29 protein-coding genes are annotated in these 26,123 nt (G+C 60.2%); 17 read left to right on the top strand and 12 right to left on the bottom strand.

Annotation, left to right across the window (positions count from 1 at the left end; genetic code table 11):
- The first annotated feature begins 119 nt into the window (after positions 1-119).
- Genes BOO69_RS08515 through BOO69_RS08490 form a run of 6 tightly spaced genes read left to right on the top strand, consistent with a single transcriptional unit; the run spans position 120 to position 5,608 of the window.
- On the top strand, positions 120-1,772 hold the full coding sequence (locus BOO69_RS08515) for a phosphoethanolamine transferase (protein ID WP_237267592.1): 1,653 nt from the start codon (positions 120-122) through the stop codon (positions 1,770-1,772).
- Positions 1,769-2,173 carry a diacylglycerol kinase gene (locus BOO69_RS08510; RefSeq protein WP_071971779.1) on the top strand — a complete coding sequence of 135 codons (405 nt, stop codon included), beginning with the start codon at positions 1,769-1,771 and terminating at the stop codon, positions 2,171-2,173. Before BOO69_RS08515 ends, BOO69_RS08510 begins: the two co-directional genes overlap by 4 nt.
- Positions 2,174-2,186: 13 nt before the next feature.
- On the top strand, positions 2,187-2,879 hold the full coding sequence (locus BOO69_RS08505) for a phosphatidylserine decarboxylase (RefSeq protein ID WP_071971778.1): 693 nt from the start codon (positions 2,187-2,189) through the stop codon (positions 2,877-2,879).
- A complete protein-coding gene (locus BOO69_RS08500; RefSeq protein WP_071971777.1) occupies positions 2,876-3,643 on the top strand; it encodes a CDP-alcohol phosphatidyltransferase family protein in 768 nt (255 codons plus the stop codon). The genes BOO69_RS08505 and BOO69_RS08500 overlap by 4 nt, the downstream gene beginning before the upstream one ends.
- Positions 3,624-4,280, top strand: coding sequence for a response regulator transcription factor (locus BOO69_RS08495; RefSeq protein WP_071971776.1), 657 nt, complete (start codon positions 3,624-3,626; stop codon positions 4,278-4,280). The genes BOO69_RS08500 and BOO69_RS08495 overlap by 20 nt, the downstream gene beginning before the upstream one ends.
- Positions 4,271-5,608, top strand: coding sequence for a sensor histidine kinase (locus tag BOO69_RS08490; RefSeq protein WP_237267591.1), 1,338 nt, complete (start codon positions 4,271-4,273; stop codon positions 5,606-5,608). The genes BOO69_RS08495 and BOO69_RS08490 overlap by 10 nt, the downstream gene beginning before the upstream one ends.
- A 1-nt stretch (position 5,609) precedes the next feature.
- Here the strand turns inward: BOO69_RS08490 and BOO69_RS08485 are convergent, their stop codons facing one another.
- Positions 5,610-6,212, bottom strand: coding sequence for a helix-turn-helix domain-containing protein (locus tag BOO69_RS08485; RefSeq protein WP_418361303.1), 603 nt, complete (start codon positions 6,210-6,212; stop codon positions 5,610-5,612).
- A 97-nt stretch (positions 6,213-6,309) separates the two neighbouring features.
- Here BOO69_RS08485 and BOO69_RS08480 point away from each other — a divergent pair, with 97 nt between their 5' ends.
- The 8 genes from BOO69_RS08480 (at position 6,310) to BOO69_RS08445 (ending at position 14,054) form a co-directional block, all read left to right on the top strand.
- Positions 6,310-7,515 carry a substrate-binding domain-containing protein gene (locus tag BOO69_RS08480; RefSeq protein WP_071971775.1) on the top strand — a complete coding sequence of 402 codons (1,206 nt, stop codon included), beginning with the start codon at positions 6,310-6,312 and terminating at the stop codon, positions 7,513-7,515.
- A gap of 72 nt (positions 7,516-7,587) precedes the next feature.
- Positions 7,588-8,355: an ABC transporter ATP-binding protein gene (locus BOO69_RS08475; RefSeq protein WP_071971774.1), complete on the top strand. Its 768-nt coding sequence runs from the start codon at positions 7,588-7,590 to the stop codon at positions 8,353-8,355.
- Positions 8,352-9,056, top strand: a complete 705-nt coding sequence (locus tag BOO69_RS08470) for an ABC transporter ATP-binding protein (protein ID WP_071971773.1) — start codon at positions 8,352-8,354, stop codon at positions 9,054-9,056. The genes BOO69_RS08475 and BOO69_RS08470 overlap by 4 nt, the downstream gene beginning before the upstream one ends.
- Positions 9,056-10,045, top strand: coding sequence for a branched-chain amino acid ABC transporter permease (locus tag BOO69_RS08465; RefSeq protein ID WP_071973723.1), 990 nt, complete (start codon positions 9,056-9,058; stop codon positions 10,043-10,045). The genes BOO69_RS08470 and BOO69_RS08465 overlap by 1 nt, the downstream gene beginning before the upstream one ends.
- A gap of 10 nt (positions 10,046-10,055) precedes the next feature.
- Positions 10,056-11,123: a branched-chain amino acid ABC transporter permease gene (locus tag BOO69_RS08460; protein WP_071971772.1), complete on the top strand. Its 1,068-nt coding sequence runs from the start codon at positions 10,056-10,058 to the stop codon at positions 11,121-11,123.
- Complete coding sequence (locus tag BOO69_RS08455) at positions 11,120-11,980, top strand: alpha/beta fold hydrolase (protein WP_071971771.1); 861 nt, start codon at positions 11,120-11,122, stop codon at positions 11,978-11,980. Before BOO69_RS08460 ends, BOO69_RS08455 begins: the two co-directional genes overlap by 4 nt.
- Before the next feature lie 288 nt (positions 11,981-12,268).
- Positions 12,269-12,967, top strand: a complete 699-nt coding sequence (locus BOO69_RS08450; RefSeq protein ID WP_156874897.1) for a hypothetical protein — start codon at positions 12,269-12,271, stop codon at positions 12,965-12,967.
- A gap of 4 nt (positions 12,968-12,971) precedes the next feature.
- Positions 12,972-14,054 (top strand): GSCFA domain-containing protein, encoded by a 1,083-nt coding sequence (locus tag BOO69_RS08445; protein ID WP_071971769.1) that lies wholly within the window; start codon positions 12,972-12,974, stop codon positions 14,052-14,054.
- Positions 14,055-14,346: 292 nt separating this feature from the next.
- Here the strand turns inward: BOO69_RS08445 and BOO69_RS08440 are convergent, their stop codons facing one another.
- The 8 genes from BOO69_RS08440 to BOO69_RS08405 form a co-directional block, all read right to left on the bottom strand.
- Positions 14,347-15,024, bottom strand: coding sequence for an HAD family hydrolase (locus tag BOO69_RS08440; protein WP_071971768.1), 678 nt, complete (start codon positions 15,022-15,024; stop codon positions 14,347-14,349).
- Positions 15,021-15,716 carry an acylneuraminate cytidylyltransferase family protein gene (locus BOO69_RS08435; RefSeq protein WP_083545475.1) on the bottom strand — a complete coding sequence of 232 codons (696 nt, stop codon included), beginning with the start codon at positions 15,714-15,716 and terminating at the stop codon, positions 15,021-15,023. The genes BOO69_RS08440 and BOO69_RS08435 overlap by 4 nt, the downstream gene beginning before the upstream one ends.
- A gap of 8 nt (positions 15,717-15,724) precedes the next feature.
- A complete protein-coding gene (locus BOO69_RS08430) occupies positions 15,725-17,335 on the bottom strand; it encodes an aldolase catalytic domain-containing protein (RefSeq protein WP_071971767.1) in 1,611 nt (536 codons plus the stop codon).
- 64 nt (positions 17,336-17,399) lie between these two features.
- Complete coding sequence (locus tag BOO69_RS08425; protein ID WP_156874896.1) at positions 17,400-18,170, bottom strand: hypothetical protein; 771 nt, start codon at positions 18,168-18,170, stop codon at positions 17,400-17,402.
- A 22-nt stretch (positions 18,171-18,192) separates the two neighbouring features.
- Positions 18,193-19,296 (bottom strand): GSCFA domain-containing protein, encoded by a 1,104-nt coding sequence (locus tag BOO69_RS08420; RefSeq protein WP_071971765.1) that lies wholly within the window; start codon positions 19,294-19,296, stop codon positions 18,193-18,195.
- A 75-nt stretch (positions 19,297-19,371) separates the two neighbouring features.
- The gene (locus BOO69_RS08415; protein WP_156874895.1) at positions 19,372-20,448 is read right to left on the bottom strand and encodes a hypothetical protein; all 1,077 of its coding nucleotides are present in this window, start codon (positions 20,446-20,448) and stop codon (positions 19,372-19,374) included.
- 200 nt (positions 20,449-20,648) lie between these two features.
- Positions 20,649-21,122, bottom strand: a complete 474-nt coding sequence (locus BOO69_RS08410) for a pentapeptide repeat-containing protein (RefSeq protein WP_237267590.1) — start codon at positions 21,120-21,122, stop codon at positions 20,649-20,651.
- Positions 21,122-21,370, bottom strand: coding sequence for a TFIIB-type zinc ribbon-containing protein (locus tag BOO69_RS08405; RefSeq protein WP_071971763.1), 249 nt, complete (start codon positions 21,368-21,370; stop codon positions 21,122-21,124). The genes BOO69_RS08410 and BOO69_RS08405 overlap by 1 nt, the downstream gene beginning before the upstream one ends.
- Before the next feature lie 218 nt (positions 21,371-21,588).
- On the opposite strand from BOO69_RS08405, the gene BOO69_RS08400 reads away from it, so the two are divergent.
- Positions 21,589-22,134 carry a fasciclin domain-containing protein gene (locus BOO69_RS08400; protein WP_071971762.1) on the top strand — a complete coding sequence of 182 codons (546 nt, stop codon included), beginning with the start codon at positions 21,589-21,591 and terminating at the stop codon, positions 22,132-22,134.
- 218 nt (positions 22,135-22,352) lie between these two features.
- The gene (locus tag BOO69_RS08395; RefSeq protein ID WP_071971761.1) at positions 22,353-22,544 is read left to right on the top strand and encodes a hypothetical protein; all 192 of its coding nucleotides are present in this window, start codon (positions 22,353-22,355) and stop codon (positions 22,542-22,544) included.
- 35 nt (positions 22,545-22,579) lie between these two features.
- Here BOO69_RS08395 and BOO69_RS08390 read toward each other — a convergent pair whose 3' ends face one another.
- Entirely contained in the window at positions 22,580-23,218 is a 639-nt protein-coding gene (locus BOO69_RS08390) for a hypothetical protein (protein WP_156874894.1), read from the bottom strand.
- A 238-nt stretch (positions 23,219-23,456) separates the two neighbouring features.
- Between BOO69_RS08390 and BOO69_RS08385 the strand changes: the two genes are divergently transcribed.
- Positions 23,457-24,233, top strand: coding sequence for an aminoglycoside adenylyltransferase family protein (locus BOO69_RS08385; RefSeq protein WP_071971759.1), 777 nt, complete (start codon positions 23,457-23,459; stop codon positions 24,231-24,233).
- Positions 24,234-24,341: 108 nt separating this feature from the next.
- Here the strand turns inward: BOO69_RS08385 and BOO69_RS08380 are convergent, their stop codons facing one another.
- Together BOO69_RS08380 and BOO69_RS08375 are read right to left on the bottom strand one after the other, a co-directional pair.
- On the bottom strand, positions 24,342-25,565 hold the full coding sequence (locus BOO69_RS08380; protein ID WP_071971758.1) for a hypothetical protein: 1,224 nt from the start codon (positions 25,563-25,565) through the stop codon (positions 24,342-24,344).
- Positions 25,566-25,736: 171 nt separating this feature from the next.
- Positions 25,737-26,105, bottom strand: a complete 369-nt coding sequence (locus BOO69_RS08375; RefSeq protein ID WP_071971757.1) for a hypothetical protein — start codon at positions 26,103-26,105, stop codon at positions 25,737-25,739.
- Between the last annotated feature and the right edge of the window lie 18 nt (positions 26,106-26,123).

Below are 26,123 nucleotides of genomic sequence, written 5' to 3'. Positions count from 1 at the left end.
GCTTTTTTCATTTCGGCCCGGTATGTGGGCGAATATGTGCGCACCCCGTCAGGATCGTAAGGTTCGCGTAAGGTTGCACTGGTCAAGACCGCAGGACATCACAATGCGGACCCCGACCAATGATCCCCAAACACCGCCTCATGACCTGGCCGGAGCGCCCGGCCTTCACACCGCTGACCCTGAGCCTGCTCACCGCGCTGTTCATCTTTGCCGTTCACAACGCGACCTTCTGGCGGCTCGGCTCGGAAATCTTTGCCGGGCATCCGCTTTCCTTCGCCGGGTTCATCGCGGCGGTATTCTGCCTCGCGCTTGCGGTGCTGAGCGTCTTTTCCTTCCCTTACACGGTGAAGCCGTTCCTGACGTTCGTCCTGATACTCGGGTCGGTCACTTCCTACTACATGGACAGGCTGGGCGTGATCGTCGACCGGGACATGATCCAGAACGTGATGGTCACCACGGTCACCGAATCGAAACATCTGGTCACCTTCAGTTTCGTGGCGCAGGTCCTGCTGACCGGCGTTCTGCCCGCCGTGGTGGTCTGGCTCGTCCGCATCAAACCCCAGCGTCGCCTGAAGACGCTGCTGTTCCCTGTCGTCAGCCTGTTTCTGCTGCTGGGGCTGACCGCCGGGTTCCTGCTGGCGGACCTGAAGTCCTATGCCGCCGTGTTCCGCGAACGAAAGGACCTGATGAGCAGCTTTCAGCCCTTCGCGCCGATGGTGGGCGCGATCCGCTACGTGCGGATGGTCAGCGCCACCGCCCACGTGGAAGCGGAGCCGATCGAGGCGGACGCCCACCGCGGCGCGTCATATGAGGGACGCCGCAAGCCGATGCTGACGATCGTGGTGGCGGGCGAGACCGCCCGTGCGCAGAATTTCGGCCTGAACGGGTATGAGCGGGATACCACCCCCATGCTTGCGGAACGGCGTGTCATGAACTTCAGCAACGTCGCCTCCTGCGGGACGGCCACGGCGGTGTCCCTGCCCTGCATGTTCTCCAAGTTCACGCGTTCGGGGTATTCCTACGAAAACGGTGTCGCGCACCAGAACGTGCTGGACGTGCTCGACCACGCGGGGCTGCATGTGGAATGGTGGGACAACAACACCGGGGACAAGGGGCTCGCCAAGCGGCTCGACAGCCGAAGTCTCACCCATGCCGACAATCCGGAATTCTGCGCGGCAGGCGAATGCATGGATGGCATTTTAATAGACGAATTAAGGTCTTACGTCAAAGACCTGAAGCAGGATACCGTGCTGGTCCTGCACCAGATCGGCAGCCATGGCCCGACCTATTACCTCAGGTATCCACCGGAATTCGAACGCTTCGCTCCGGCCTGCCGAACTGCCGAGTTCAAGGAATGCACCAGCGAGGAAATCGTCAACGCCTACGACAATACCATCGCCTATACCGACAGCGTTCTGGCCGCGATGATCGACCTGCTTGCGGCGCAGAAGACCCTCGATACCGCCCTGGTCTACGTCTCGGACCACGGTGAATCGCTGGGAGAATCCGGCCTCTACCTTCACGGTTCGCCCTATTTCATGGCGCCCGACGTTCAGACCACGGTGCCGATGGTCCTGTGGCTTTCTGAGGGTTTCAAGGCGACCTTCGGGCTGGATGCGACCTGCCTCGCGAAGAAGGCCGACGACCAACTGTCGCATGACAACCTGTTCCATTCCCTCCTGGGGATGCTGGACATCTCGACCGAGGTACACGATCCAGCGCTGGATATCTTCGCATCCTGCCGCAGCAACCAGAAAGTCGCCCAGAAATGACCCGCCCCCCCTTCACCAGTTCCCCGCCAGTCAAGCCGGCCCGCGTGACCGGGATCGCCCATGTTTTCGCGGCGGCCGGCTATTCGCTGGGCGGGCTTCGCAGGCTCTGGCAAGAGACCGCATTCCGACATATCGTGCTTGCTCTGCTTTTGGGATTCGGGCTTCTGGCCTTCGCCGGGGCCGAGGCGACGGACTACGCCATCCTGCTGGTCCTGTTCTTCGGTCTGGTCGCCGTCGAGGCGCTCAACACGGCGATCGAATGCATCGTCGATCACCTCAGCCCGGACTGGGCGGCGTTCGCACGCGACGCCAAGGATTTGGGCTCGCTGGCGACGATGTGTCTGCTCTGTGCCAACGGCGTCTTCCTGGGCGCGGTGATGCTGCGTTCCTTCGCTGGATAGAGAGAACAAAGATATGAATATGCTCAAGATCGTGGCGGTGCCGATGCACCGCGAAGGCCGCAAGTTCGTGGCGATCTTCGCCGCGATCAGCGTCGCGCTTGGCCTTGTCTGGGAACCGCTGTTCTGGCTTGGCCTGGGCGCAACCGTCTGGTGCTACTACTTTTTCCGCGACCCGGTAAGGGTCGTTCCGCAGCAGGACGGATTGGTGGTGTCGCCCGCCGACGGTGTGGTTTCGCTGATCGAGGATGTGATACCGCATGCCGACCTCGCGCTGGGGAACGCGCCGCTCACCCGCGTGTCGATCTTCATGAACGTCTTCAACTGCCACGTGAATCGCGCCCCCGTCGCCGGCGAAGTGACGAACATCGTCTATCGGCACGGCAAGTTCCTGAACGCCTCGCTGGACAAGGCGAGCGAGGACAATGAACGCAACTCGCTGACCCTCCAGACTCCCGAGGGTGCCCGCATTGGCGTGGTGCAGATCGCCGGGCTGGTGGCGCGGCGGATCGTCTGTTTCGTCAAGGAAGGCGATCGCATCTCGACCGGTCACCGCTTTGGCCTGATCCGCTTTGGCAGCCGGCTGGATGTCTACCTGCCGCAAGGCATCGCACCGCAGGTGGCCGTCGGCCAGACGGCCGTGGCCGGAGAGACCATCCTCGCCAATCTCCGTGCCGACCGCCCTGCCCGCATCGGCATCTCCGAATGACCGAGAAGCGCCAACGCATCAAGCTGCGGCACGTGGTGCCGAGCATCGTGACGGTCTTCGCGATCTGCTCCGGCCTGACCGCGATCCGCATGACGCTCGAAGGCCACCTCGAGACAGGTCTGATGTTCGTGCTGCTTGCCGTCTTTCTTGACGCGGCCGACGGCAAGCTGGCGCGTTTCCTCGACAGCGCCAGCCCGTTCGGCGCCGAACTGGATACACTGGCGGACTTCTTCAACTTCGGGATCGTTCCCGGTGTCCTGATCTATCACACCCTGTATCTGGGGACGCCGCTGGCCAGCCTTGGCTGGCTGTCGATCCTGGTGCTTGCGGTCTGCTGCGCATTGCGGCTGGCGCGGTTCAACCTGTCGATGCGCAGCAGCGCCGACAGCCTGACCACGGACAGCTTCTTTGTCGGCATCCCCGCCCCGGCGCTGGCCTGCCTCGCGCTGATGCCGGTCTTCATGGAGCTCTACGGCTGGCAGAACACCGACCTGCCGGTTCTGAGGTCAGGCTATATCATCTGCATCGGCCTGCTGGCGGTCAGCACGGTGCCTACGTTCTCGATTAAACATGCCACGATACGGCGCAGCCATCTTCCCTTCTTCATGGTGGCGGCGGTGGTGCTCGTAGTCTGCCTGATCGTCTATCCCTGGCCCACGTTGATCGCGGGCAATTGCCTCTACCTCGGGTCGCTGCCATTCTCCTGGGCGGCACAGAAGAAACAGATCAGGGCTCCGCTTGAGCATGCGTATTCTGCTGATTGAAGACGAGGCGGCGCTGGCCCGCCCGCTGGTCGAGCATCTGGCGGCGGACCTGCACGTGGTCGAATGGTTCGACACGCTTTCGGACGCGGAAAGCGCGGAACGCGCCAGTCCTTTCGATGTCATACTGCTGGACCTTCATCTGCCCGATGGCGACGGGCTGGAGTTTCTCAACGCGCTTCGCGGACGGCGGGTCGGCACACCCGTCCTGATCCTGTCGGCCCGTGACAAGGTGTCAGACCGCATCAGGGGCCTCAACCTCGGCGCGGACGACTATGTCATCAAGCCTTTCGACCTCGACGAGGTCAAGGCGCGCATTCACACCGTCTGCCGCCGCAGCGAGGACAACCTCGCGCAGGTCATGCGCATCGGTGACCTTTCCATCAGCCTGGCGGATCACAGCGTCACCCGTGGCGACCGGCCCGTGCGCCTGACCACGCGGGAATGGCAGGTTTTGGAAACATTGGTGCGGCGCAAGTCGGCCGTGGTCCCGCGGGAAAGCCTCGAAGCCGCGCTCTACGCCTTCGGCGAAGAAGTCGAAAGCAACGCGCTCGAGGCGCACATCAGCCGTCTGCGCGCCAAGCTGGGCAAGGAACTGATCGTGACGCACCGCGGCCTCGGGTACGCGCTTTGCCCCTGATTCCACCCCGCCACAGCCTGCTGCGCAGCCTGCTGACGGCGCTCGCCCTGCCCGGCATCGCCGCCGTGGTGGTGGGCTGCGCGATCGTCTACGCCCTGTTCAAGGATGAGTACGACGAACTTCTGGACCAGTCCCTGACCGACAAGGCGCACCTCCTGCTGCAACTGCGGGAAAGCGCGGGCAGTCCTGCGCCGACGGTCTTCGAGGATCCAAGCCTCGATCCGGCGGAACGCACCCGGTTCTGGTTTCTCGATGCCGCTGGCGCGGTCACTGGCCTGTCGGAGCTTGCCGAGCCTTTCGAGGTCCCCGGCCTGGACCCCGGCACGTTCATCACCGCCAACGGCCATCGGCTGGTGATGTTGGAATCGGACCGCGTGCCGGGCCTTCGCGTCGTCCTTGCGGAACCGCTTGTCGAACGGAACGAGGCGATCCTGGACGTGATGTCGGCGGTCGTTCTGGGCTTCGTCCTGCTGGGTGTGCTGTCCTCCGCGGCGACCTTCATCGCCGTACGCCGTTCCGCCGGCATCGTCGCCGCGCTGAGTGCCGACATCGCCGCCAAGAACGAACACGACCTGTCGCCGGTTGACCGACGGCACACGTTCGCCGAAATCGAACCGGCGGTGGCCACGCTCGACATGCTGATGGCCCGCCTCGACACAGCGCTTCAGGCCGAACGCGCCTTTGCCACCAATGCGGCACACGAACTGCGCACCCCGCTGGCCATTGCCCTGGCGCAGGCCCAGCGGCTGAAATCGACCACCTCGGATCCGGCAACGGCCACCCGTGTGGCGGAGATTGAAACGGGCCTGAAACGTCTGGTCCGGCTCGTCGAGCGGCTGCTGCAACTGTCCCGTGCGCAGTCTGGTATCGGCCTCAATGCGCCTGTCACGGACATCGCACCCGTCATCGACATGCTGATGCGGGAACTGGGCGGCGCGCACACGCAGGCCGATGCGCCTGTGCTGATCGGCACCACGGCGCCCTGGCCATGCCGGCTGGACCCCGACGCGCTTGGGATCATCCTGAACAACCTCTTCGACAACGCCGCCAAGCACGGTGAGGGCCCCGTCACCGTGGATGCCGGCACACCGGGCCGGATCGTGGTCGCGAACGACTGCGCCCCGCTGAGCGAAACGGATGTGAGCGACATCAAGCGCCGCTTTGGCCGCCGCGCGCCGACCACCGACGGATTCGGGCTCGGTCTTTCCATCGTGCAGGAGCTTTGCAATCAGGCAGGCTGCGGGTTCGATTTCCAGTCGCCCCGGCCGGGCGACACACGCGGCGTCGCGGTCACCGTGACCTTCCCTCCGCGCGAGGACGCGACCTGACCTACTGGTCGGATGTCGACACCACGTGATCGCCGTCGATCCCGCCCATGGAATGAAAAAGCCCGCTGGTGTTGTTGACCCCGAACTTGCGCAACAGCTTGGCGCGATAGACCTCGACTGTCCGGTGGGAGATTTCGAGGTTGATGGCGATTTCCTTGCTCGTAAGACCTTCGGACAGGTAGCTGAGGATCTCGCGCTCCCGCCGGGTCAGGGGGAAATAGGGCCGTTCCGCGCTGAGATCGGCAAAGCTCCAGACCGCGCGGGCCAGCGGGTCTTCGGGGGTAAAAGAATGGCCCCGGACCCGGCACCAGAACAATGTCCCGTCCCGCCGGGCCATGATGCGTTCGTCCCAGTAACGGTTGGTCTCGCGCAACTGCTTCACGCCCCGGTCCCGGATGTTCACGAACTCCGCGTCCGTGGGATAGAGGATCGCGAAAAGTTGCCCCGCCAGTTCTTCCGGCGCATAGCCGAACATCTGCCCGAAGGCATTGTTGCACTGGCGGATCACCCGTGCCTCCGTCACCACCAGCCCCACCGGCGCATAGGTGAAAGCGAGGTCGGCGAAGAGCCCCTGCGCGTAGCAATCGTCAATAGGTATTTCCACGATCTTGCCCCGGCTGCGGTTATCCTCAATCCTCTCGAACACGTAAACGACGGGTGGGGTTCGTACAACCGCGGCCACCGCCCATAGGGAGGAAGCCATGAAGAATTTCGCGCGGTTCGCCGCCACCATTGCCACGTCGATCAGCCTGGCCGGCGCGGCCTGGGCACAGGAAGACCCGATCAAGATCGCCCTGATCCACGGCCTGTCGGGATCGAGTTTCGAAGCCTTTTCCAAGCAGGCGCAAACCGGTTTCGAACTGGGCCTCGAATATGCCACCGACGGCACGAACGAGGTCAACGGTCGTCCGATCGAGGTCATCATCAAGGACACGCAGTTCAAGCCCGACGTCGCGCGCGCCGTCCTGGCCGAAGCCTACGGCGACGACGAAGTGCTGCTGGCCGTCGGCGCCACGTCTTCGGGTGTGACACAGGCGATGCTGCCCATCGCCGAGGAGTACGAGAAGATCCTGATCGTGGAACCCGCCGTGGCCGACAGCCTCACCGGGCCTGACAGCAACCGCTACGTGTTCAAGACCTCGCGCAACTCGTCCATGGACATGCAAGCGCAGGCGCTGGCGCTCCAGCCGGACGAGAACCTCTACGTCGCGACACTGGCCGAGGACTACGCCTTTGGCCGCGACGGGATCACCGCGTTCAAGGCCGCCCTTGACGGGTCCGGCGCGACAGTGGTGACAGAGGAATACGTCCCGCAGGGCACCGCCGATTTCACGGCGGCGACCGAACGCATGTTCAACGCGCTGAAGGACAAGGAAGGGCGCAAGGTCATCCTCGTCTACATCGCCGGCGGCGGTGACGCGCCCGGCAAGATCAAGGCGCTGGACCCCGACCGCTACGGCATCGAGATTTCGATGGGCGGTCACATCCTGCCGGTCCTGCCGACCTACAAGCGGTTCCCCGGTCTGGAAGGCGCGGTCTACTACTACTACGAGGCCTACCAGAACGACATCAACAAGTGGCTCGTGGACACCCATCAGGAACGCTTCGACGGCCCGCCCGACTTCTTCACCGCCGGGGGCATGTCCGCCGCACTGGCCGTGGTGAAGGCGCTGCAGACCGCCGACAGCTACGAGACCGAAGACCTGATCGCCGCGATGGAAGGCATGTCGTGGGATACTCCGAAGGGCGAGATGACCTTCCGCCCCGAAGACCATCAGGCCCTGCAATCCATGGTGCACTTCAAGATCCGCGTGGATGACGACGTGGAATGGGCGATCCCCGATCTGGTCCGCATCATCGAGCCGGACGAGATGAACATCCCCATCGGCCGCGACAACAGCCAGTAAGCCCGCGAAACCCGCAAGGCACACCCGGTCCGCCCCTCTGGCGGGCCGGATACCCTCAAGGATTGCCAATCGATGCCCTCCCCGTCCCTGTCCACTCGTGACCTGACGATCCGTTTCGGCGGCCATGTCGCGGTCAATTCCGTCACCTGCGATTTTCATCCGGGCGAGACCACCGTGATCGTGGGACCGAACGGTGCGGGCAAGACGACCTATTTCAACCTGATTTCCGGCCAGTTGCCCGCGAGCGCCGGGCGCGTCGAGAAATCGGGCGAGGACATCACCCGTCTGTCGCCCTCGGCCCGTGCCGGCCGCGGCATCGGCCGCGCGTTTCAGCTGACGAACCTCTTTCCGCAGCTCAGCGTGATCGAGAACATCCGCCTGGCCGTGCAGGCCCGCGAGGGCGCGGGCTGGAGCCTGTTCCGCCCCGCCGCGTCGCGCCGCGACCTCATCCGCAGTGCCGAGCACTACCTCGACGCGGCCCGCCTGACCGACCGCGCCGACATGCCCGCCGCCAGCCTGCCGCACGGCGACCAGCGCAAGCTGGAGGTCGCCCTGCTGATGGCGATGGAGCCCGACATTTACATGTTCGACGAACCGACCGCGGGCATGTCGCTGGACCAGGCCCCCGCCGTGCTGGACCTGATCGGCAAGATCAAGGCGGACACCACCAAGACCGTCCTGCTGGTGGAGCACAAGATGGACGTGGTGCGCGCGCTCGCCGACCGGATCATCGTGCTGCACAACGGCGAGTTGCTGGCCGACGGGCCACCGGCCGAGGTCATGGGCAGCAAGATCGTCCGCGACGTCTACCTCGGGACCGCGACGGAGGAGACCGCATGAGCCTTCTGTCCCTGAAGAACATGAAAACGCAGATCGGGCAGTACCACGTGCTGCACGACATCACTTTCGACGTGCCCGAGGGCGGCGTGTTTGTCCTGCTGGGCCGGAATGGCGCGGGCAAGACGACGACACTGCGCTCGATCATGGGTCTGTGGCAGCCGCAGCCGGGATCGGTGGTCTTCAAAGGGCGCGACATCTCGCGTCTCGCCACGGCCGACATCGCCCGGCTGGGGATCGCCTATGTGCCCGAAAACATGGGCACCTTCGGCGGCCTCACGGTACAGGAGAACCTCGTGCTCGCCACTGCCGGAGGCCGTTTCGACCAGACCCGCCTGCAACGCATCTATACCCTGTTTCCCGCGCTTGAACAGTTCTGGACCAAACAGGCCTGGTCCCTGTCCGGCGGGCAGAAACAGATGTTGGCCGTCGCCCGCGCCATCATCGAGCCGCGCGATCTGATCCTAATCGACGAGCCGACCAAGGGGCTGGCCCCCGCGATCGTCGCCGCCATGGGCGAGGCCTTTCGCGAGATCGCACAGGATACGACGATCCTGCTGGTGGAACAGAACTTCAACTTTGCCCGCAGCCTCGGGCGCGACATGGCGGTGATCGACGACGGCCGCGTGGTGCACCGGGGCAGCATGGCGGACTTCGCCGCCGACACCGACCTGCAAGGGCAGCTACTGGGGCTTTCAGCATGATGACCAATCTTTCCGAGACGCTGGGCCGGTGGGGCGGCGTGAACCTTCTGCCACTGGCGCTGGCCGCCGTGGCCTTCGTGCTGATCGGCGCGCCCTCCTCATGGGTGACACTGACCGTGGCGGGGCTGTCCATGGGCATGATGGTCTTCCTCATGGCCTCCGGCCTGTCGCTGGTGTTCGGCCTGATGGACGTGCTGAACTTTGGCCACTCCGCCTTTATCAGCTTTGGCGCATTCGTCGCGGCGACCGTGCTGGCCGCGCTGTCCACATGGCTTGACGGAGGCTGGATGCTGGCCTCCGCCGCGCTGGCGCTCGCGCTGCTGGCCGCCATCGCCTTCGGGCTTGCGGCAGGCCTGTTCTTTGAAACCGTCATCATCCGACCCGTCTACCGCGACCACCTGCGCCAGATTCTTATCACGATGGGCGCGCTGATCGTCAGCGAACAGATCATCCTCGCCGTCTGGGGCGGCACCCCGGTCAGCGTGCCGCGTCCGGCATTCCTCGAAGGCGCCTGGATCGTCGGCGACGTGAGCATGGAAATCTACCGGCTCTTTGCCGTCGCGCTCGGCCTCGCGGTCTTTGCCGGGCTGATGGTCCTGCTGAACCGGACCCGCATCGGCCTGCTGATCCGCGCGGGCGTCGAGAACCGCGAGATGGTCGAGGCGCTGGGGTTCAAGATCAACCGCCTGTTCATCGGGGTCTTCATGCTGGGCAGCGCCCTGGCCGCTTTGGGCGGTGCGATGTGGGCGGGCTACGAGACACTCATCACCCCGGCCTTGGGCGGCGAGATGATGATCGTCGTCTTTATCGTCGTCATCATCGGCGGGCTCGGCTCCATCGACGGGACCTTGCTGGGCGCGATCATCGTGGGGCTGACGGCCAACTACATCGGCTATCTCGCCCCCAAGCTGGCGCTGGCATCGAACATGATCCTGATGATGGCGATCCTGATGTGGCGGCCCAGCGGCCTGCGCCCGGCAGTCAAGTGAGGCATACGGAATGAAACCGACCTACGGCACGATCACAGTCAAGACCGCCATGCTGGTCATCGCAGCCTTGCTGCTGTTCGCCCCCTTCCTCTTTCAGGACATCCGGGCATTGGAAGTCGCGGCGCGGATCTGCATCTTCATCGTGCTGGTGGCCAGCTACGACCTGCTGATCGGCTATACCGGGATCGTCAGCTTTGCCCATACGATGTTCTTTGGTTTCGGCGCCTACGGGTCGGCCATCGCCCTGAAACAGATGGGGCCGGGCTGGGATGCCGTGGCGCTGGGCACGCTGGTCGGTGTCGCCCTGTCGCTCGTCGTCGCCACGGCGATCGGGTTGATCAGCCTTCGGGTCAAGGCGATCTTCTTTGCCATGATCACGCTCGCCGCCGCGTCCGTCGTGCTGGTGCTGGCCTCGCAGCTGTCGCAGATCACCGGCGGCGAGGACGGCATCACCTACCGGGCACCTGACCTTTTCAAGCCCGCGACGAAGCTGGCGGTAGACGAGGACGGCAAGGTGCTGCGCTGGTTCGGCGTGGCGCTGAACGGCAAGCTCGCAGCCTACTACTTCGTCTTCGCCACATCGCTCGTCATGTTCCTTGTCATGCTGCGGATCACGGTCTCGCCGTTGGGGACCGTGCTCAAGGCGATCCGCGAGAACGAGGCGCGGGCCGAGGCGATCGGCTACCGCGTCGTCGCCTACCGCACCTTCGTGTTCTGCCTGTCGGCCGCAATCGCGTCGCTGGCCGGGTCCGTCTATGCCGTCTGGCTCAAGTACACCGGGCCGGACACCGCCCTGTCCTTTGCCATCATGATCGACATCCTGCTGATGGTGGTGATCGGCGGCATGGGCACGATGTGGGGGGCCGTGATCGGCGCGGTGCTGATGGTCATGGCGCAATACTACCTGCGCGACCTGATGGGTGCCGCATCCGAAGCGACGGCAGCCATTCCCCTGTTGCCCGAACTGCTGGCCCCCGACCGTTGGCTGTTTTGGCTGGGGATCATCTTCATCCTGCTGGTGTACTTCTTTCCCAAGGGAATCGCGGGCACCCTGATGGCAAGGGGAAGGCGCGCATGACCACGCCCCGCTTTGCCTTCGTCCCGGTGATGGATCACGAAATCCATGTCACCGAATGGGGCGCGCCCGGCAAACCCGCGCTGATGATGATGCACGGGCTGGCACGGACGGGCCGGGATTTCGACGAACTCGCCGCCGCCATGTGCGACGATTTCCTCGTCCTCTGCCCCGACATGATCGGCCGCGGCAAATCCAGCTGGGCCTCGGACCCCGGGGTCGAGTATTCGATCGAATATGCCGCCGGCATCATCGCCGATCTGCTGGACCACTACGGGATCGAACGCACCGCCTGGCTCGGCACTTCGATGGGCGGCCAGATCGGTGTCCACATGGCATCGGGCAAGGACTCCGGGCGGATCGAGCGCCTGATACTGAACGATATCGGCCCCGAGGTGCCCCTGCCCGCGATCGAGCGCATCATGTCCTATGTCGGCGAGCTGCCGCATTTCACCAGCCACAGCCAGGCCGAAACCTGGCTGCGAAGCGCCTACGCGCCGTTCGGCCCCGCCGCCGACAGCTTCTGGCAACGCATGGCGCGCACATCCACCCGCCGCTGCCCGGACGGTCGGCTGACGCTGCACTACGACGCGGCCATTCTGCACCAGTTCACCGATTCTCCGCAGGAGATGACCGCGTGGGACCGCTGGACGCGAATAACCGTGCCCACGCATGTGATCGGCGGCGCACGATCGGATCTTCTGACCGACGACATCCGGAACCGCATGCGCCGCAGCGGCCCGAAACCCGAGATGACCCTCCTCGACGATTGCGGCCACGCCCCGTCCCTATCCCGCCCGCAGGACATCAGCACCTTCCGAACGGCGCTCGCCACCTTGGCAGAAGCCCCGGTTGGCTGACCATAGAGAACCACGCTGCGCCATTTGTTATCAATCCGTTGCACGGCGATGTTACCGGAAACTGGGGTATGGGAAATCAATGGGTTAGGGGCGGAGTTCCCAGAAAACCAGGCGAAGATTAATCATACCCCCACGTCAACAACCGGCCCAACGCCCAAGGTTTCAACTATTTCAGACGCAGAGATTGCATATCCAAACGTGATAAGCTTTTGTCATCGCCGGTTGGTTGACTCGTCTTTGAAGACTCCGAACACTCGATCAGCGCATGGACACTAGGAGCGAATGCATATGGTCATTGCTGAAAGCACCGACAACGACCGAAAAAAACAGTATCTGGTCCTAGGCATGAGCCACACTGCGTGTATCGCAAGAGCTCATCAGGACAGACCCGAACTCGACAACGTGGCGGTCATCAATATAGGCAAGATCGAAGCTGGCGAGGAGCCAGCGATCTGGCCTTTCGAGCCAGATGTCGTCTGTCTCTCAATCGCCGGAAACAAACACAACATCATGACCTTATTCGAGCAACCTGAGCCATTTACCATAGCAGGTAAACAGCTCGATGATAAGTCGCGAACCTCTATTCCGCTTGCGGTTATGAAGGATGCAATCGCAGAAAAGAACCGTGGCACCGCGAAGACATTTAACAAAATGCATGACGAATTTCCAAATGCGAAATTCATCTACATCTGTGCTCCCCCTCCAATTTCAGACACTAGCACAATCCGGCATCTACCTGAGTTTTTTCAAAAAATGAGCGTGAACGGGTATGCGCCGAATAAGTTGAGACACGCAGTCTACAAGCTCCAATCGGATTGGTACGAGAAATTAGCTGAACAAAACGGTGCCCATTTCATCCCCCCACCTGCAGAAGCAGTGACCGAGGATGGAATGCTTGCGTCAGAGTTCTGTGGTGGAGATCCGACACATGCTAACCGTAAGTATGGTGACTTGGTTCTGAACCAGATATTGAAACAAGTGGTGTAAACTGATGAAAAGGAAACATCCTTATATCGGCCTGGACGATCGGCAGTTTTGGAAACGCGCTCCTGCAGGACCGAGTGGCCAAGATCTCGATCCCGTATCCGACGTTCCATTCGTACTTAAGAGCCAAGACAAGATCGTGACTGCGGGCAGCTGTTTCGCTCAGCATGTCGCGCGGTACCTTACCGAACAGGGATTTAATCACTACGTATCTGAGGCCGCCTACCCTTTCATAGAAGATGCAGTCGCGAAAAGGCACAACTACGGTCTGTTCTCTGCGCGATATGGCAACCTTTATACCGCCCGCCAGTTGCTTCAACTTCTCCAGCGCGCATATGGCTTATTCGATCCTGTTGCTTCCCATTGGAAAACTCCGGACGGAAAGGCCTACGCAGATCCATTCCGCCCTCAGATCCAGCCTGGCGGCTTCAGCAGCCTTGAGGAACTCGAAGCAGATCGTAAGCAGCATCTTGCCGCTGTTCGGCAATCTATCGAGAACATGGACGTTTTCGTCTTCACCCTTGGACTGACCGAAGCATGGCTAGACAAGCGCGACGGCGCAGTTTTCCCGATCGCGCCGGGCGTAGCAGGAGGCGAGTTCGATGAAGAAATCGTCGAATTCTACAACTTCGATCACGACGAAACTGCAGACGATCTGATGAGTGCGCTCCAGTTCATTCGATCGAAGAACCCTACCGTCAAATTTATTGTTACTGTATCGCCGGTGCCACTCAACGCCACCTATCTTCCTCGTCACGTTTGGACATCGACGACCTGGTCGAAGGCTGCTCTCCGCATCGCGGCCGAGAAGGTCACAGCCTCGTTGGATGACTGCTGCTATTTCCCGTCTTATGAGGTAATCACGAGCCCTCATGTCAGGGGAGGATACTACGCGGACGATGGGCGCGAAGTGCTACTCACTGGAGTTGACCATGTCATGGCACTGTTTGCGAAACACTTCTTCGAAAACACTCAATCGAAGGATGTTCCCGTTAGCCGCCCAGAACAATCGGAAGGCAAGAAACACAATGCCGACATGGAACAGTTGATCGAACTACTCTGTGATGAAGAAGCGATCGACAACACTTAGCCCGCGAAGAAATTAACGATCTCTTTTTAGGGAATTTCTTACACTTGGACTGCAAACAGGACGGATGGGAGCGAAATTTGAAACAGCCGATTATGCACGGAATGTCTGCATGTGTAAGGTGCGGAGCTCAACCCTATGAAATCGTAGAAGTTGAAGGTGGCTTTGCAGTGGCGCACTACTGTGACGACTATGAGAATATGGTGCGGAGCGAGACTGCTGAAAGTACCGAGGAAGCAATCAGGCTGTGGAACGCGCAAAACCAGCCCGCAATTATAAGCTAGGGCACGAGCGCTTATTTATTGGCGAGTTCGCCAACTTTCGAGATCGCTTCAAGCTTGTTCTCTTCAACATATCTCTGCCAGTCCACCACCTCGGTCCAACCATGGATGAAAACGAAGTCCAGCCCCGCGGCCGTTGCAGCTTGATGGTCTAATCGGCTGTCGCCCAGAAACAGCGCCGGCGACTGTATGTTGCCTGACGCCAGCTCACGCTCCAAGATCGTGCTCTTCGTGTCCGGGCTGCCAAAGATACCGCCGTCGAACAGTCGCGAGAGATCCCGCCTTCCGAATACGTCGCGAAGTTCATTCTGATCTCCACCGGAGACAATCAACCAATTGGCACCTTCGGTGGTATCGCGAAGCTGTTCCAATTTCTCCGTGACCGCACAATTCAGTAACCCATCCCGCACAGTTTCGGCGTAGAGACGAAGAAGCGCCTCGTGATCGGGTCCATCCCGGCCTGGCATCGCCTCCGGCTGGTGTTCGGGAAGGATCTGCTCAAGGAAATGGGTGAACTTGACATAGCGCGAGATGCCGCCATTGGCGACATGATACGCGACCAGTGCCTCCGCTGCAGCTTCACCATAGGGCAAGGCCGCAACCCGAAAAGCCGCCGTCTTGACCTGGTTGGAGTCGAGCACGACACCGTCGCAGTCGAAGACCAGTGTACGGTACCGAGAGAGATCAATCATACCTTGGCGATGCCTTGCAACACCATGCTTTCGGCGATCTGGAAATCCACGGGCCAGTCGATATCCATTCCCTCGATCTTGTCCATCCCGTAGATGAAGGGATTTTGGCCGATGCGGTCATCATCGTTTCGGTAAATCTCAGCCGGTGCGAGAAAAGCGGCGCTGTTGATTTCATGCAATGCCGGAAGAGTCTGTGTGCGCGGCCACTTCTCTACGGAACGATCATAATTGATGGGACCATTCTCGTCCCAAATGAATCCATGGATGACCGACGTGGTCATCAGGGAATCGTGTCCGTCATCCAATGCCTGCCAATACCGCGAGACAATCGCGTCATACGACGCTGCGCTCACAAAGGGTGAAGTCACATGCGTCCAGAGGATATCGCCTTCACCTATCAACTCGAGCGCGTGAGAAACAAGGTCGTCGGTGCTCGTCTGGCTCGAGGATAGTTCTTCACACCGCTTGTGAAGCACGATCTTGTCCGAATTCAGGGTCCCGGCATAATCGAGTATTTCTTCATCGTTCGTGGAAAGGAAGACCTTCCCTACCCCCTTCGCCTCGATCAACTGGCGCAGTTTAACCTCGATGAGCCCATTCTCGAAACCTGCAAAGGGCTTGATGTTTTTCCGCGGGACCCGTTCGCTGCCCTTCCGACAAGGGAGGAAGCAATTGACCGTCTGCATGCTCATGGCGCGCCTTACTCCAGGTAGCCGTAAAGGCTGGCGGTCGCGATGGCATGACGTGTGGGCGTCAACGACAACATCACGTCTGCTGTATGCGCCTTGTAGGCCGAAAGTATTTCCGCCGTCTCGTCGTTGCGACGGTCACCAGCGGGGTAGCCGTCGAACCCGGCCATCAGAATGCGCCGGGCGCCGCCGCTCGTAGCGATCGCGAGGGAGTAGGCAAGCACGAGCGGTGCCGGGACCTCGCATTGGGTGTCCTGAAAACGGAAACTGCCCGGAGTCACGGTGAGGCCGAAATCAAGCACTTCCTTGTCCTGCAGGTTCTTTCTCAGATCTTCGGGAAGCATGGAAAAAGGTGTGATCAGCGGCTGCGGCAGGCTAGTGTGCAGCTCGTAGTCAGCCATCAGGCGCACGGGGTGGCAGGCGACCCGCATGTCGATCAGATCAGAGTCGATCGCCGATTGAGTATTCAAGGACAGAACCAAAGGCTTCGTCCGACGGATATAATCCTCCAACGCAGCGCGGTGCGCCGCGACACCGGGCCCCGTGCCAAGAACAAGGACATCTCGGCCTTCCATAACCTCTTTGGGCGACCAGGCGCCCTGTGCCTCGCCGCGATAGAAGGTGCGCGCGCCGCTCAGCCGCTCCGAACTGAATTTCGAGCCGCCCTCGTGCCGGAGGAAATCGATCACGGCGAGAATGTCCTCGTCGCTGTACCGAGCGTCCCCCATCATTTCCTGAATGTAGGTCGGATGGATGCCGTATTTTCCAGAGAGATAGTAGTAAGGATTGGTGCCCCAGCCATAGTGGGTCTTCATCGGCTGGAATGTCTCCCGGATCAGGCTCATCAGCGGAACGAAATTGGCCGGCCGATTTCTAAGCGCTTCGGCTTCGATCACCAGCTCCTCGGTCCGGGCGTTGCCCGGCCCCCGCCCCATGCCTGTCACGGTCGCATCCAGCCAGGTCGCCCCGTCCGAAACCGCGCGCATCGTGTTCGCGAGCGCCTGACCCATGTTGTCATGCGTGTGGACACCGATTGGACCATCCCACTCCTTGCGCATCCATCCGATGATGCGGCCGACGTCCGCAGGGGACATGCTGCCCATGCTGTCAGCGAAGTAGAGCGCTTCGATCGGCCAATCCTTGGAGGTGCGGGCGTAGTGACGCACTTCCTCTTCCGTCCGCTCCGTGATCTGCATGAGATTGAAGCCGACTTTGTAGCCACGCTCCGACAGCCAAGTGACAGCCGGAAGAACCTGTTCGAACTCACGAAAATGACACGCAAAACGGACCAGGCTTACGGGTGTGGTGTCCGCCTTCTCGGGAAACAGACGTTCAAGCGTCGGCACCAGGCCCAAGTCGGTCAACAGATCACCGCCATTCAGCATCACGCCGACTTCCAATCCGTCCGGAATGGTGAGCGAACGGATGAAATCGTCCGTCGCATAGGCACAAGGCCCCTTGAAGCCGGAGTTTTTGACAAAGCGGAAGCCCAGTTCGACGATATCGACCTGCGCCGCCTTCATCGCCTCGAGGTAGCGATTGATCAGTGGCGTGGAGAAATCCCAATCGTTGTAATAACCGCCGTCCCGAAATGTGCAGTCTAAAATCTTAATGTCCGACATCTGGACCTCTATAGTTTTCTGAACGTCGCTTACCGTCTAACGCACTGCGCTGCAACGGACAGTGTCAGCCCGCAGCGCGTGCCGCCGAACGGTCCGCTTCCAACAGCGCGAGAAGATCTGCCAGCACGACATCGCCATAGCGGCTGTTCATGTGCACGAAATCGTCCTCGGGATGCGGCTTGCCAGCCTCCATCTTGACCGAGTTCGTGTTGAAATCGAAGTCGGTCGTGACGCCGTTGGCCGCCAGTGTCGCGTTGCTCTGCCGGTAAAAGGAGATTCCATGCTCTTCACACCAATGCGAGCAGTGAGCATAAAGTTCGTCCAGGACCCTCCTTAGCAAGAGATTGTCTTTCACTTTGTCAAGGTACTGCGGGTTTTCCGCGACTAGTGGATCGGTGGTGAAGATAAATTTCTTTGAAGGCGCTGCATCCGTAACGACTTTCATCAACTCGCGCCCCAAACGATGATCCCACCACACTGCGATCTGTTCTGCCAATGTCTCGTCAACGAATGATTTGGACAGCGTTTGAATAGTTTTCAGTCGACCTGTGATTTGCGCGGCTATACCGGAGAGCCTAACAGCCATTCCGTAAAATATTATGGCATCAAAATCGGAAAGCGGCAGGTGCCCATACCTTCCCGAAGAAATGATCTTGGACCGCTCCGGCGCTGGGGAAATCAACTTCCCATCTGAATATTTGATCTGGTCAAAGAGCCTACCTGCCGCACCCCAGTAGACGACATCGTAACCTGCCGTTCCAAAAGCTTTCATTCCACTTTCTGATTGTGCAAGAGCACCAAGATGGCTGTTACCAATGATACAGATTTTGGGCATTCGGTTTAGATCTCCGAGAAGTTCATTTGCGAGCGAACGCTTCGAGGATCTCTTCCTCGCACTTGATATCGTCGAGCTCCGCTTCGGCTTCAGGTACCGAAGCCGAAGCAGCTACCTTTTCAACAGGCGCGGGCGGCGTTGATGTTCCGCCATCTTTGGACACATCGCCCGAAGAGTGCTCAGAAATGCCCGACATGAAATGGCTCATAACGAAGTCCACGCCCCGACCGGAAACGGTACGCATGTTCGGATCATAAAACATTCCGCGAAAGCTGGGCGCTGTTATTATCTCATATGACGGGAAGTAGTCGACGGCCCCCCAACTGTCCGACACTGCGCCAGCCACCGCTCGCAAGACGGACTTTGAGTATGTCGTAGACACGACCACGTGTTTCCCGGCTGCTGTAGCGGTAAGCGGCACCGGTGAAACTGTCAGCAGAATGCGAACGCTTGGATTTACATCTCTCATGAGGTTCAATGCTTCTTGGAGATGGCTGTGCACATCGGTGTAGCTATAGTTCCGGAAGACGTGTGCTTGCGGATCGAATGTACCAGCATTTGTCCCAGGACATGTGGCGTAGGTAAATCCTCGCTGTGCGTTCTCCCAGCTTTCCGTAAGACCCAAGGTGAAGACAAACAGATCAGAGTCGGTCAGGGCTTTCCGAAATGCCTTGAGAGTCTGGTTTCTGGAGGCCTGCACTTCATCAGGAGAGGCGAAGCCATTCGGTTCAATTGCCGGTCGAAACGGATCAAAAAATCGGCCATCCCGCTCCCAAACCTCGCTAGGCACTAGTTCATGGCCGAGTGACCACTTCACCCACTGTAGCAATGCTTTTGCAGAGTAGATGTTCCCCGTCCGAGCCGAGAATACACCGTAGTTGAAACGACTCCTTAGCTTCTCTGACGCGAAGTTGGGACCGGGTTCGCAATCGAGCCAAGAAAATCCGTTTTTCCTCAAAGCGCGGCTAATGTGCTGCGCGAAGCACGATCCAAAAGTTACAACGCTGTCAGAAGGCAGGAGAGCATTCTTTGGCGACCACAGATCGGACGTCTCCAAAGGATTGCGCTCGGAGACGGCAGTCCGCCAGAACGCCGGCGCAGGAAGATCGCTATAGGGATGGGTCATCAACAGTACCTCGCATTCTCGTCTGGGCCGGATGGTGTCCGAATCAAACCTCTAGGAAGAAACACAACTCGATCTTCAGGAACGACCAGCTTCCTGTACAGGATAGATGTCAAACGCCGCCTTCTTCAGTCGCTCAACTGCGTCTCCCGTTACTCGCAAACTGCATTGAACGTAGAGATTGAAATCTGCATCGGCACGCTTGTCTGGCTTCGTCGTGCACAGCATAAGGTGCACATTGCGGTGCGATATCCGAAGCTCTTGAAACAAGGTAAGCTGCTGGGTAGCAGACGCGACAGCACTCTTGAATATTCTCATGCCCTCGTCGGCCACTTCGCTAGCTTTTTCAACGTCTCCCCGCCGGGCTAGCAAAGCACAGTAGATCAATAGCGCCATCGACAGGTTATATGCTGGCGTAAAGAAATTTGTTATGCCTTCAGCAACGGATCGGCACCTTTCGAGGGTCGAAAAAAACTCATCGTACCGCCGAAGCGACAACTCCAAATGCCATTGTGCGCAAAGAAGAGAGACTTCGAGATGCTCACGATTGGTTCGCGGATGGTTTGTGATCTCACACTCGCCGACATGAGATAACTGCATCTTTACATGGTCCAGCGCTTCCTTCTGAAGATCGGTGTCATTGAGCTCGATGGATTTGTAAGTCATCACCACGGCTGCACCGACGCGATACGCACGCATACCGGTAAAGCTTTCTGAAAGCTGGCGCGCGACAAAGTACTGTAGCGCCTCATCACCGTAGCGATGGATTTTTCTAAGAAAGACCGCCTCATAGGCCTTGTTGTCAGTTGGGAAAATGTCGGAAAGAAATGCCTGTGCTTCAGGCGAAAGGCTGAGCCACTCAGGGAGGTCACAAATCACCGAACACAAGGGGCCGTCGGCGGCTTCAGTCAAGGGCACGACGATCTCAACACCTTTGCCATCTTTGCCATCCAGCACTTCACCTTCACCGAACACTTGCGCGCGGGCAGGAACGGCTTTGTTTTGGTAGTGCAAAGTTACTGAAAACTCGTCTCCGTGCCGGCCAAGTTGGGCGCTTTCCTTGGCGGCGCCGAAGAGCACCAGTCCACGATGTGGCTGATAGCTAATGTCCTTCACGACGATTCGGTCTACAGTACCTTCAGATTCTTCGCCCATACCCAATCCCGCTTACAGAAAATGTCGCGGGTGACTGGTCGCACAATATTTCCGAGATTACGAGTCTGGACCGTCACTTACACCAGCCTCTTACTGCGGTCTCCGATTGGCAAGGAACTCATCGCAAGTGGGAAAGCCCGCGCGACGCCTGCCACGCGACATTCCCAATGGCGGTCAAAATTAATCGGCACCGGCCATTCTCAATTACAGTCCGAGTTGTCCATCATGTCGTCAGGCATCTGCGTGTTGCACAGAATGCCGGCCTGAAGGTCAGTGCCGACCAGGCGGACGCCCTCGAACACGGCGGCCCGCAGGTCCGCGCCCTCGAAGGTCACGTTGGTCAGCTGCGCGTCGGAAAAGCTGGCACCGGAGAGATCCGCGCCGTTGAACGACACGTTCTCGAGCACGGCGTTGTCGAAGATCGAGATCCCCAGGCCGGCATTTGTAAAGTCCACGTTCCGGAACGTGGTCTCGCGGACATCGATGCCGGTCATCCGACGTTCAGACAGGTCGATCTCTTCGAACAGGCAGCCCTTGCACTGTCCAAGCATGCGAAGCTGGTCGGGATCTCCCTGCTCCTGCGATACCGCCCCGTGGGGGGTGACCATGATCGTGGCGCACAGCATGAACAACGGCGCCACGAAGCGGGAGCGCCCCCGGATGGACCTGGCCATCAGAAGTCGAACAGCTCGCCGAGGAAGGAGCTCCGCTTCTTCTTGTGCGGGCGGCGATCGTCGTAGTCGCGGTCATCGTAATCCGCGCGCTCGTACCGGGGTGCCGCAGCAGCCGGCGCCGCCCGATCGATGATCTTGTCGAGCTCGCCCCGGTCCAGCCAGACGCCCCTGCATTTCGGGCAGTAGTCGATCTCGACCCCGCTGCGGTCGGTGATCACGAGGGTCTCTCCGTCGACTGGGCACTGCATGTGGTCCTCCTCAAGGCGCTGACATTTCAGCCGAGGTAAGCGCTGCGGGGCGATTTACAATGCGCGGCCGAAGAAAGCTTTCCGGAAAGCCGGCGCAAACCTGCCCAGGGCGTGTGCCTGCCCTCCCCGGCCGGAATATCTTTGAAACTTCGCGGGACGTCCCTCCGTAGCTACTGGCAACAGGGCAATGACGCCCTGCACAACTTTGGAGGAAAAACATGATCCGCAAGACGATGATGGGCGCCGCGCTGGCCGCAACCGCAACCATGGCTTCGGCCCAAAACCCGATGGTGGGCGGGGCCGAGATGTTCCCCGAGAAGAACATCGTGGAGAATGCCGTGAACTCTCCCATCCACACGACGCTGGTCGCGGCCGTCAAGCAGGCGGAGCTGGTGGACACGCTGTCCGGTCCCGGCCCTTTCACGGTCTTCGCCCCGACCGATGAGGCCTTCGGCATGATCAAGCAGGAATCGCTCGAGGCGCTGATGCAGCCCGGAGCGAAGGACCAGCTGGCCCAAATCCTGACCTGCCACGTCGTCGCAGCCGACGCCATGTCATCGGCCATCGCCGGCATGATCGCGGATGACGACGGCAACCACCCGGTCGAGACGGTCGGCGGCTGCACGCTGCAGGCCATGATGGACGGCGACAACATCACCCTGACCGACGAGAACGGCCGGGTCGCAACGGTCACCCAGGCCGACGTCAAGCAGTCGAACGGCGTGATCCACGTGATCGACCGCGTGCTGCTGCCGAAGCAATAAGGCTACTTGGCAAACCAGGTTGAGTACCTTGGGCCACCTGTTATCTCCCGACAGGTGGCCATTTTTATGCACCGGCGTCCAGAAAGGTGCCGCCTTCCCTACCCTGTCCTGAGACCGTCAATGTGGCGGTGCACTGCCGAACAAAGATGGCGGTTTTTGACAGACGGTGCGCCGCTGCTTTACAATCTTCACGTGCAAAGCATGAAGAGGAGGTTCCCATGCCGATAAAAAAGCTGAGCGCGATTTCCGGCGAATTGGTAGATTCAGCCACAGCCCTTTTGAGCGCTGCGCGACTGGTGCAACGCGAAGGCCTCAATCCTGACATTTCGAAATCATTGCATGACCAGGCCGAGAAGCTTGACCGGTTGTCGGCCATGCTGAAGGACGCCGCGCGCCCGAAGGTGTGCTGATCTGAAGATCGCGCGAAGCACAGGACTTGGCACCATCACTCGATCTGCTCTTCCAGCAGCGAAGTGATCTTGCGCCGGCGGAAAAAGTGGCGGATCTGGTCCGTCATCACCTGCTCGGGCACGAAGTACGGCTTGCCATCCTTCCAGTCCGCGGTGAACTTGCGTCGCGCCGCGACGATGTGCGGGGCGTGACCGTCGACCGCGGCCACCGTCAGCTCCATCTCCCGCACGCTGTCGAACAGCCCCTCTGAGCCAATGCGCGCATCGGCCCGGTGCAGCAGGTCCAGGAACGATCCGATGTCGATGAACTCACCGCTTTTGATCGGCCCTTGGTTGGTGCGGGTCAACGGATTATCGACCTTGTCCAGGGCGACTTCCTCGCGCTCGGTAACCTTCACGGTGTAGGCCTTGTCCTCCGTGACGACCTTGGCCATCACCTCCATCAGGTAGATCGGCTCCGCACCCATGTTGGTGACGAAGCAATGGGCGTTCTCATCCTGCGCGATGGAGCGGTTGATCAGGATCACGGCCTGCCGCTGCCGCCGGAAGTTCATCCAGAGGATATGGAGGTAGGCCAGCCAGACCACCGCCGTGAACAGGCTGATGGCCACCTGCAGCGTGCCGGAGTTGCTGGCGATCCAGTCGAGCATGTCGTCGCGTTCCTTCGTTCGCATGGTTGCACACGACGGGCAACGCATGGGAGCGGGGATCGTTTCGAAGGGATTTGGGTAGAGTTATGTCGCTTTCGTTTCCAGAATAGGTGAACGGAGCGCTCGAGGTGTCGAGGTTTCCGAAACAGAAAAGCAGCTTGTGAGGGCGGAGAGCGGCCCTTCGCGGGGGATCAGCCATCTACGTCGGCTATGCGGACAAAGCTGCCTTCCGATAATGAGCTATGCACGTTAGAAAACCATCATGCAGGTGGCACTCCATCAGACAGAACAGATACAGTCGGCTGTGCTGATCTTGCACCGCCGTCTCGGCGACACGCTGCTTGGTGTATATCTGCATGGATCGGCCGTATCCGGCGGTCTCCGGCCACAGAGCGACATTGATCTTCTGGCCGTGGTTCAGTCCGAGCTGACCGAGAGCCAGCGCAACGGGCTGTTGCTGGACTTGCTGCATCTTTCCGGACGCCATCCTGCCGTGCCGGGGGGCGCCCGCTGCCTTGAAGTGATGGTGTTTTGCCAAGCCGAGCTCAGCCGCGGTGACTACCCGGCGCGAGCGGAGTTCGTTTATGGAGAGTGGCTGAGGGAGGCTTTCGAGGCCGGTGAGACGCCGATGCCTGAACGAGATCCTGAATATTCTCTGGTTATCGCACAGGCCCATCAGGAGGCCATTCCGTTGTTCGGACCGCCGAGGAGCGAACTTCTGACGGACGTTTCGACAGAGCATGTCAATCAAGCCATGCGCGATGCACTTCCGGACTTGTTGAATGGATTGCGCGGGGACGAGCGGAATGTCCTGCTGACGCTTGCGCGGATGTGGCACACGGCGAGCACGGGGAGGTTCATCACGAAGGATTCTGCCGCCGAATGGGCGATTCCGCGATTGTCTGACTTGGATGCTATGGCACTCGATCATGCGCGCCGGGCTTATCTTGGCGAGGTCACGGACGATTGGAGCCGCCAAGGCGATGCAGCCCGAGAGTTGGCGGGGCGCATGAGCGAGAACATCATCAGCTCAATGTAGCGAGGATGGGCTTCCTTCCCGGTTACGTGCGGCGGGGTCGCCGCAAATGTCGTGGAAGGGCTCGAAGCCGCCGTTCGCCGCACAGGCGCGAACGGCAGATCCACACCGTCACTCCGCCCGCTTGGACAACAGCGCTTCGATACGAGCCATCTGTGCCTTGAGCTGGTCCAGTTCCCGAAGCTCCACCTGCTGCTTGGCGATGATATCTTCCTGCGCCAGCGTGTAGAGCGTGAGCTCCTCGACCTTCTTCAGAAGAGTCATCTGCATCGCTGTCATGTCGACGCCGTTCGCCTTGATCTCCGCTTCCGAAGGCACGTCCGGCAGGTGGCTGTTGGTGTCGATGAATTCACGCACTTCCGCCAGCGGGCGCAGGGGATAGTCCGCCGCGAACACGTAATCCGGGACATTGAGTTCGGTGTTGTTCACCACCAGTTTGCCGGTGACGACGACTTCATCCGGGCGGCCGTTGCGCCCCAGCTTGAGCAGGTTGTTCGCGGCGGTATTGTCGATCTTGAACGGGGTGTTGCCCCCGGCAATCCCGACGTTGAGCCGGCCTGAGCTCTGCTGGTTGCGGAATTCCCACGTTGTCGGGATGTCGCCGAGCTGGCGGATCAGGAAGCCTGAATCGGAATTGGGCCCCTCCGCCGTGAACAAGGCAAAGGCATTTGCCCCGTCAGCGCCTGTGTAGACGGTCAATGCCTCTTGGGGAAACTGGGTACCGATGCCGATATTTCCGTTTTCAACGATTGCCAGGCTGGACTCGGGAGCGCCGTAGTCGATCGAGAAGATCCAGTCCAAGGTGTCATCATTCGAGATCGTGAAGCGGTTCGCACCAAGGACATTCCACTCGGTCGTGTTGAACAAGGGCTTGAAGCGTATCCCGGGGGATGCCTGTACGATGTCGATGGAAGCGGACGGCAACGATGTGCCCAGGCCAACGCGATTGTTGCTGGCAATGTACATGGCATTGCTGGACGCCCCGGCCGCGATCGAAAACGGCACCGTGCCGCTGCTCGTGTCCTGGATCGAAAAGTACTCCGCACCGCCTGCATTGGAATCGTTGACGACCAAGGCCCAGTCGTTGTCCGGAAAATCGAGGCCTGAACTATCAACAAAGTCGAGCCGGGTCCGGACGCCGCTCATCTTGACCGAGCTGGCCCCGCTGTCCGGAAAGGTGCCGAAAGGACTGTCTGGACAGGCACTGCCGACGCACAGCTGGTGCCTGATGGTGGCGTCGGTGGTGGCGAGCAGGTTCTGGGCCTGCACCTGCCCCGAAAGAAGAGTTGTCGAGGCAATCAAGCCGGCACAGGAAACGTGGGAGATAGCGCGCATGGAACAGACCTTTCATGAAAATCAGCTTGATTGGAATGGGCCTGAAACCTGCAGACCCACCCCAATTCGTTTGCGTGTATTGAAAATGCGTTGCCGCCAATATGACACGAAAATTAAGCTTCAAGCCCGTGAGTCTGTCAAGGCGGCCGCGCTGACGACATCACTACGATCTCATGGTTTCTCCTGGCCTTTCAGATGTCGTGGAGATTGCGACCTCGAGAGCCTTTCATTCCCAGCCATCTGCGCCTGCGCCCTCTTCAACAGTCCCCCCGTGGACGCCTTCAGCCGTTTCACCGTGTCGCCCATGGTGGCCTCGATATAAGCCACTGCGTCCATCTCCGGGCTGTTGCTGCCGTCTTGGACAGCCTTTGCCAAGGCACGGTCGAAAGCCTCATGGAGGGCCTCACGCAGGATTGCGGTGGCACGCTCACCCAGATAGCGGCGCGCCGCGATGCCGACCGCGCCGAAAATGGCGGTCAGGATGCTGGCGATGATCGGGATCAGGATCTGCATGATCTGCGTCAGAAGGATGTCGTTCATTGGTCTTTCCTTTCGGGA

This window comes from Sulfitobacter alexandrii (assembly GCF_001886735.1).
Taxonomy (GTDB): Bacteria; Pseudomonadota; Alphaproteobacteria; order Rhodobacterales; family Rhodobacteraceae; genus Sulfitobacter; species Sulfitobacter alexandrii.
Note: the sequence above shows the minus strand (reverse complement) of the source record. Positions and strands in the feature narration are given on the sequence as shown.

Bases quoted from the DNA above. Each gene is read 5' to 3' on its own strand.
- BOO69_RS08515 (WP_237267592.1), top strand. From the start codon at position 120: ATGATCCCCAAACACCGCCTCATGACCTGGCCGGAGCGCCCGGCCTTC.
- BOO69_RS08510 (WP_071971779.1), top strand. From the start codon at position 1,769: ATGACCCGCCCCCCCTTCACCAGTTCCCCGCCAGTCAAGCCGGCCCGC.
- BOO69_RS08505 (WP_071971778.1), top strand. From the start codon at position 2,187: ATGAATATGCTCAAGATCGTGGCGGTGCCGATGCACCGCGAAGGCCGC.
- BOO69_RS08500 (WP_071971777.1), top strand. From the start codon at position 2,876: ATGACCGAGAAGCGCCAACGCATCAAGCTGCGGCACGTGGTGCCGAGC.
- BOO69_RS08495 (WP_071971776.1), top strand. From the start codon at position 3,624: ATGCGTATTCTGCTGATTGAAGACGAGGCGGCGCTGGCCCGCCCGCTG.
- BOO69_RS08480 (WP_071971775.1), top strand. From the start codon at position 6,310: ATGAAGAATTTCGCGCGGTTCGCCGCCACCATTGCCACGTCGATCAGC.
- BOO69_RS08475 (WP_071971774.1), top strand. From the start codon at position 7,588: ATGCCCTCCCCGTCCCTGTCCACTCGTGACCTGACGATCCGTTTCGGC.
- BOO69_RS08470 (WP_071971773.1), top strand. From the start codon at position 8,352: ATGAGCCTTCTGTCCCTGAAGAACATGAAAACGCAGATCGGGCAGTAC.
- BOO69_RS08465 (WP_071973723.1), top strand. From the start codon at position 9,056: ATGACCAATCTTTCCGAGACGCTGGGCCGGTGGGGCGGCGTGAACCTT.
- BOO69_RS08460 (WP_071971772.1), top strand. From the start codon at position 10,056: ATGAAACCGACCTACGGCACGATCACAGTCAAGACCGCCATGCTGGTC.
- BOO69_RS08455 (WP_071971771.1), top strand. From the start codon at position 11,120: ATGACCACGCCCCGCTTTGCCTTCGTCCCGGTGATGGATCACGAAATC.
- BOO69_RS08450 (WP_156874897.1), top strand. From the start codon at position 12,269: ATGGTCATTGCTGAAAGCACCGACAACGACCGAAAAAAACAGTATCTG.
- BOO69_RS08445 (WP_071971769.1), top strand. From the start codon at position 12,972: ATGAAAAGGAAACATCCTTATATCGGCCTGGACGATCGGCAGTTTTGG.
- BOO69_RS08440 (WP_071971768.1), bottom strand. From the start codon at position 15,024: ATGATTGATCTCTCTCGGTACCGTACACTGGTCTTCGACTGCGACGGT.
- BOO69_RS08435 (WP_083545475.1), bottom strand. From the start codon at position 15,716: ATGAGCATGCAGACGGTCAATTGCTTCCTCCCTTGTCGGAAGGGCAGC.
- BOO69_RS08430 (WP_071971767.1), bottom strand. From the start codon at position 17,335: ATGTCGGACATTAAGATTTTAGACTGCACATTTCGGGACGGCGGTTAT.
- BOO69_RS08425 (WP_156874896.1), bottom strand. From the start codon at position 18,170: ATGCCCAAAATCTGTATCATTGGTAACAGCCATCTTGGTGCTCTTGCA.
- BOO69_RS08420 (WP_071971765.1), bottom strand. From the start codon at position 19,296: ATGACCCATCCCTATAGCGATCTTCCTGCGCCGGCGTTCTGGCGGACT.
- BOO69_RS08415 (WP_156874895.1), bottom strand. From the start codon at position 20,448: ATGGGCGAAGAATCTGAAGGTACTGTAGACCGAATCGTCGTGAAGGAC.
- BOO69_RS08410 (WP_237267590.1), bottom strand. From the start codon at position 21,122: ATGGCCAGGTCCATCCGGGGGCGCTCCCGCTTCGTGGCGCCGTTGTTC.
- BOO69_RS08405 (WP_071971763.1), bottom strand. From the start codon at position 21,370: ATGCAGTGCCCAGTCGACGGAGAGACCCTCGTGATCACCGACCGCAGC.
- BOO69_RS08400 (WP_071971762.1), top strand. From the start codon at position 21,589: ATGATCCGCAAGACGATGATGGGCGCCGCGCTGGCCGCAACCGCAACC.
- BOO69_RS08395 (WP_071971761.1), top strand. From the start codon at position 22,353: ATGCCGATAAAAAAGCTGAGCGCGATTTCCGGCGAATTGGTAGATTCA.
- BOO69_RS08390 (WP_156874894.1), bottom strand. From the start codon at position 23,218: ATGCGAACGAAGGAACGCGACGACATGCTCGACTGGATCGCCAGCAAC.
- BOO69_RS08385 (WP_071971759.1), top strand. From the start codon at position 23,457: ATGCAGGTGGCACTCCATCAGACAGAACAGATACAGTCGGCTGTGCTG.
- BOO69_RS08380 (WP_071971758.1), bottom strand. From the start codon at position 25,565: ATGCGCGCTATCTCCCACGTTTCCTGTGCCGGCTTGATTGCCTCGACA.
- BOO69_RS08375 (WP_071971757.1), bottom strand. From the start codon at position 26,105: ATGAACGACATCCTTCTGACGCAGATCATGCAGATCCTGATCCCGATC.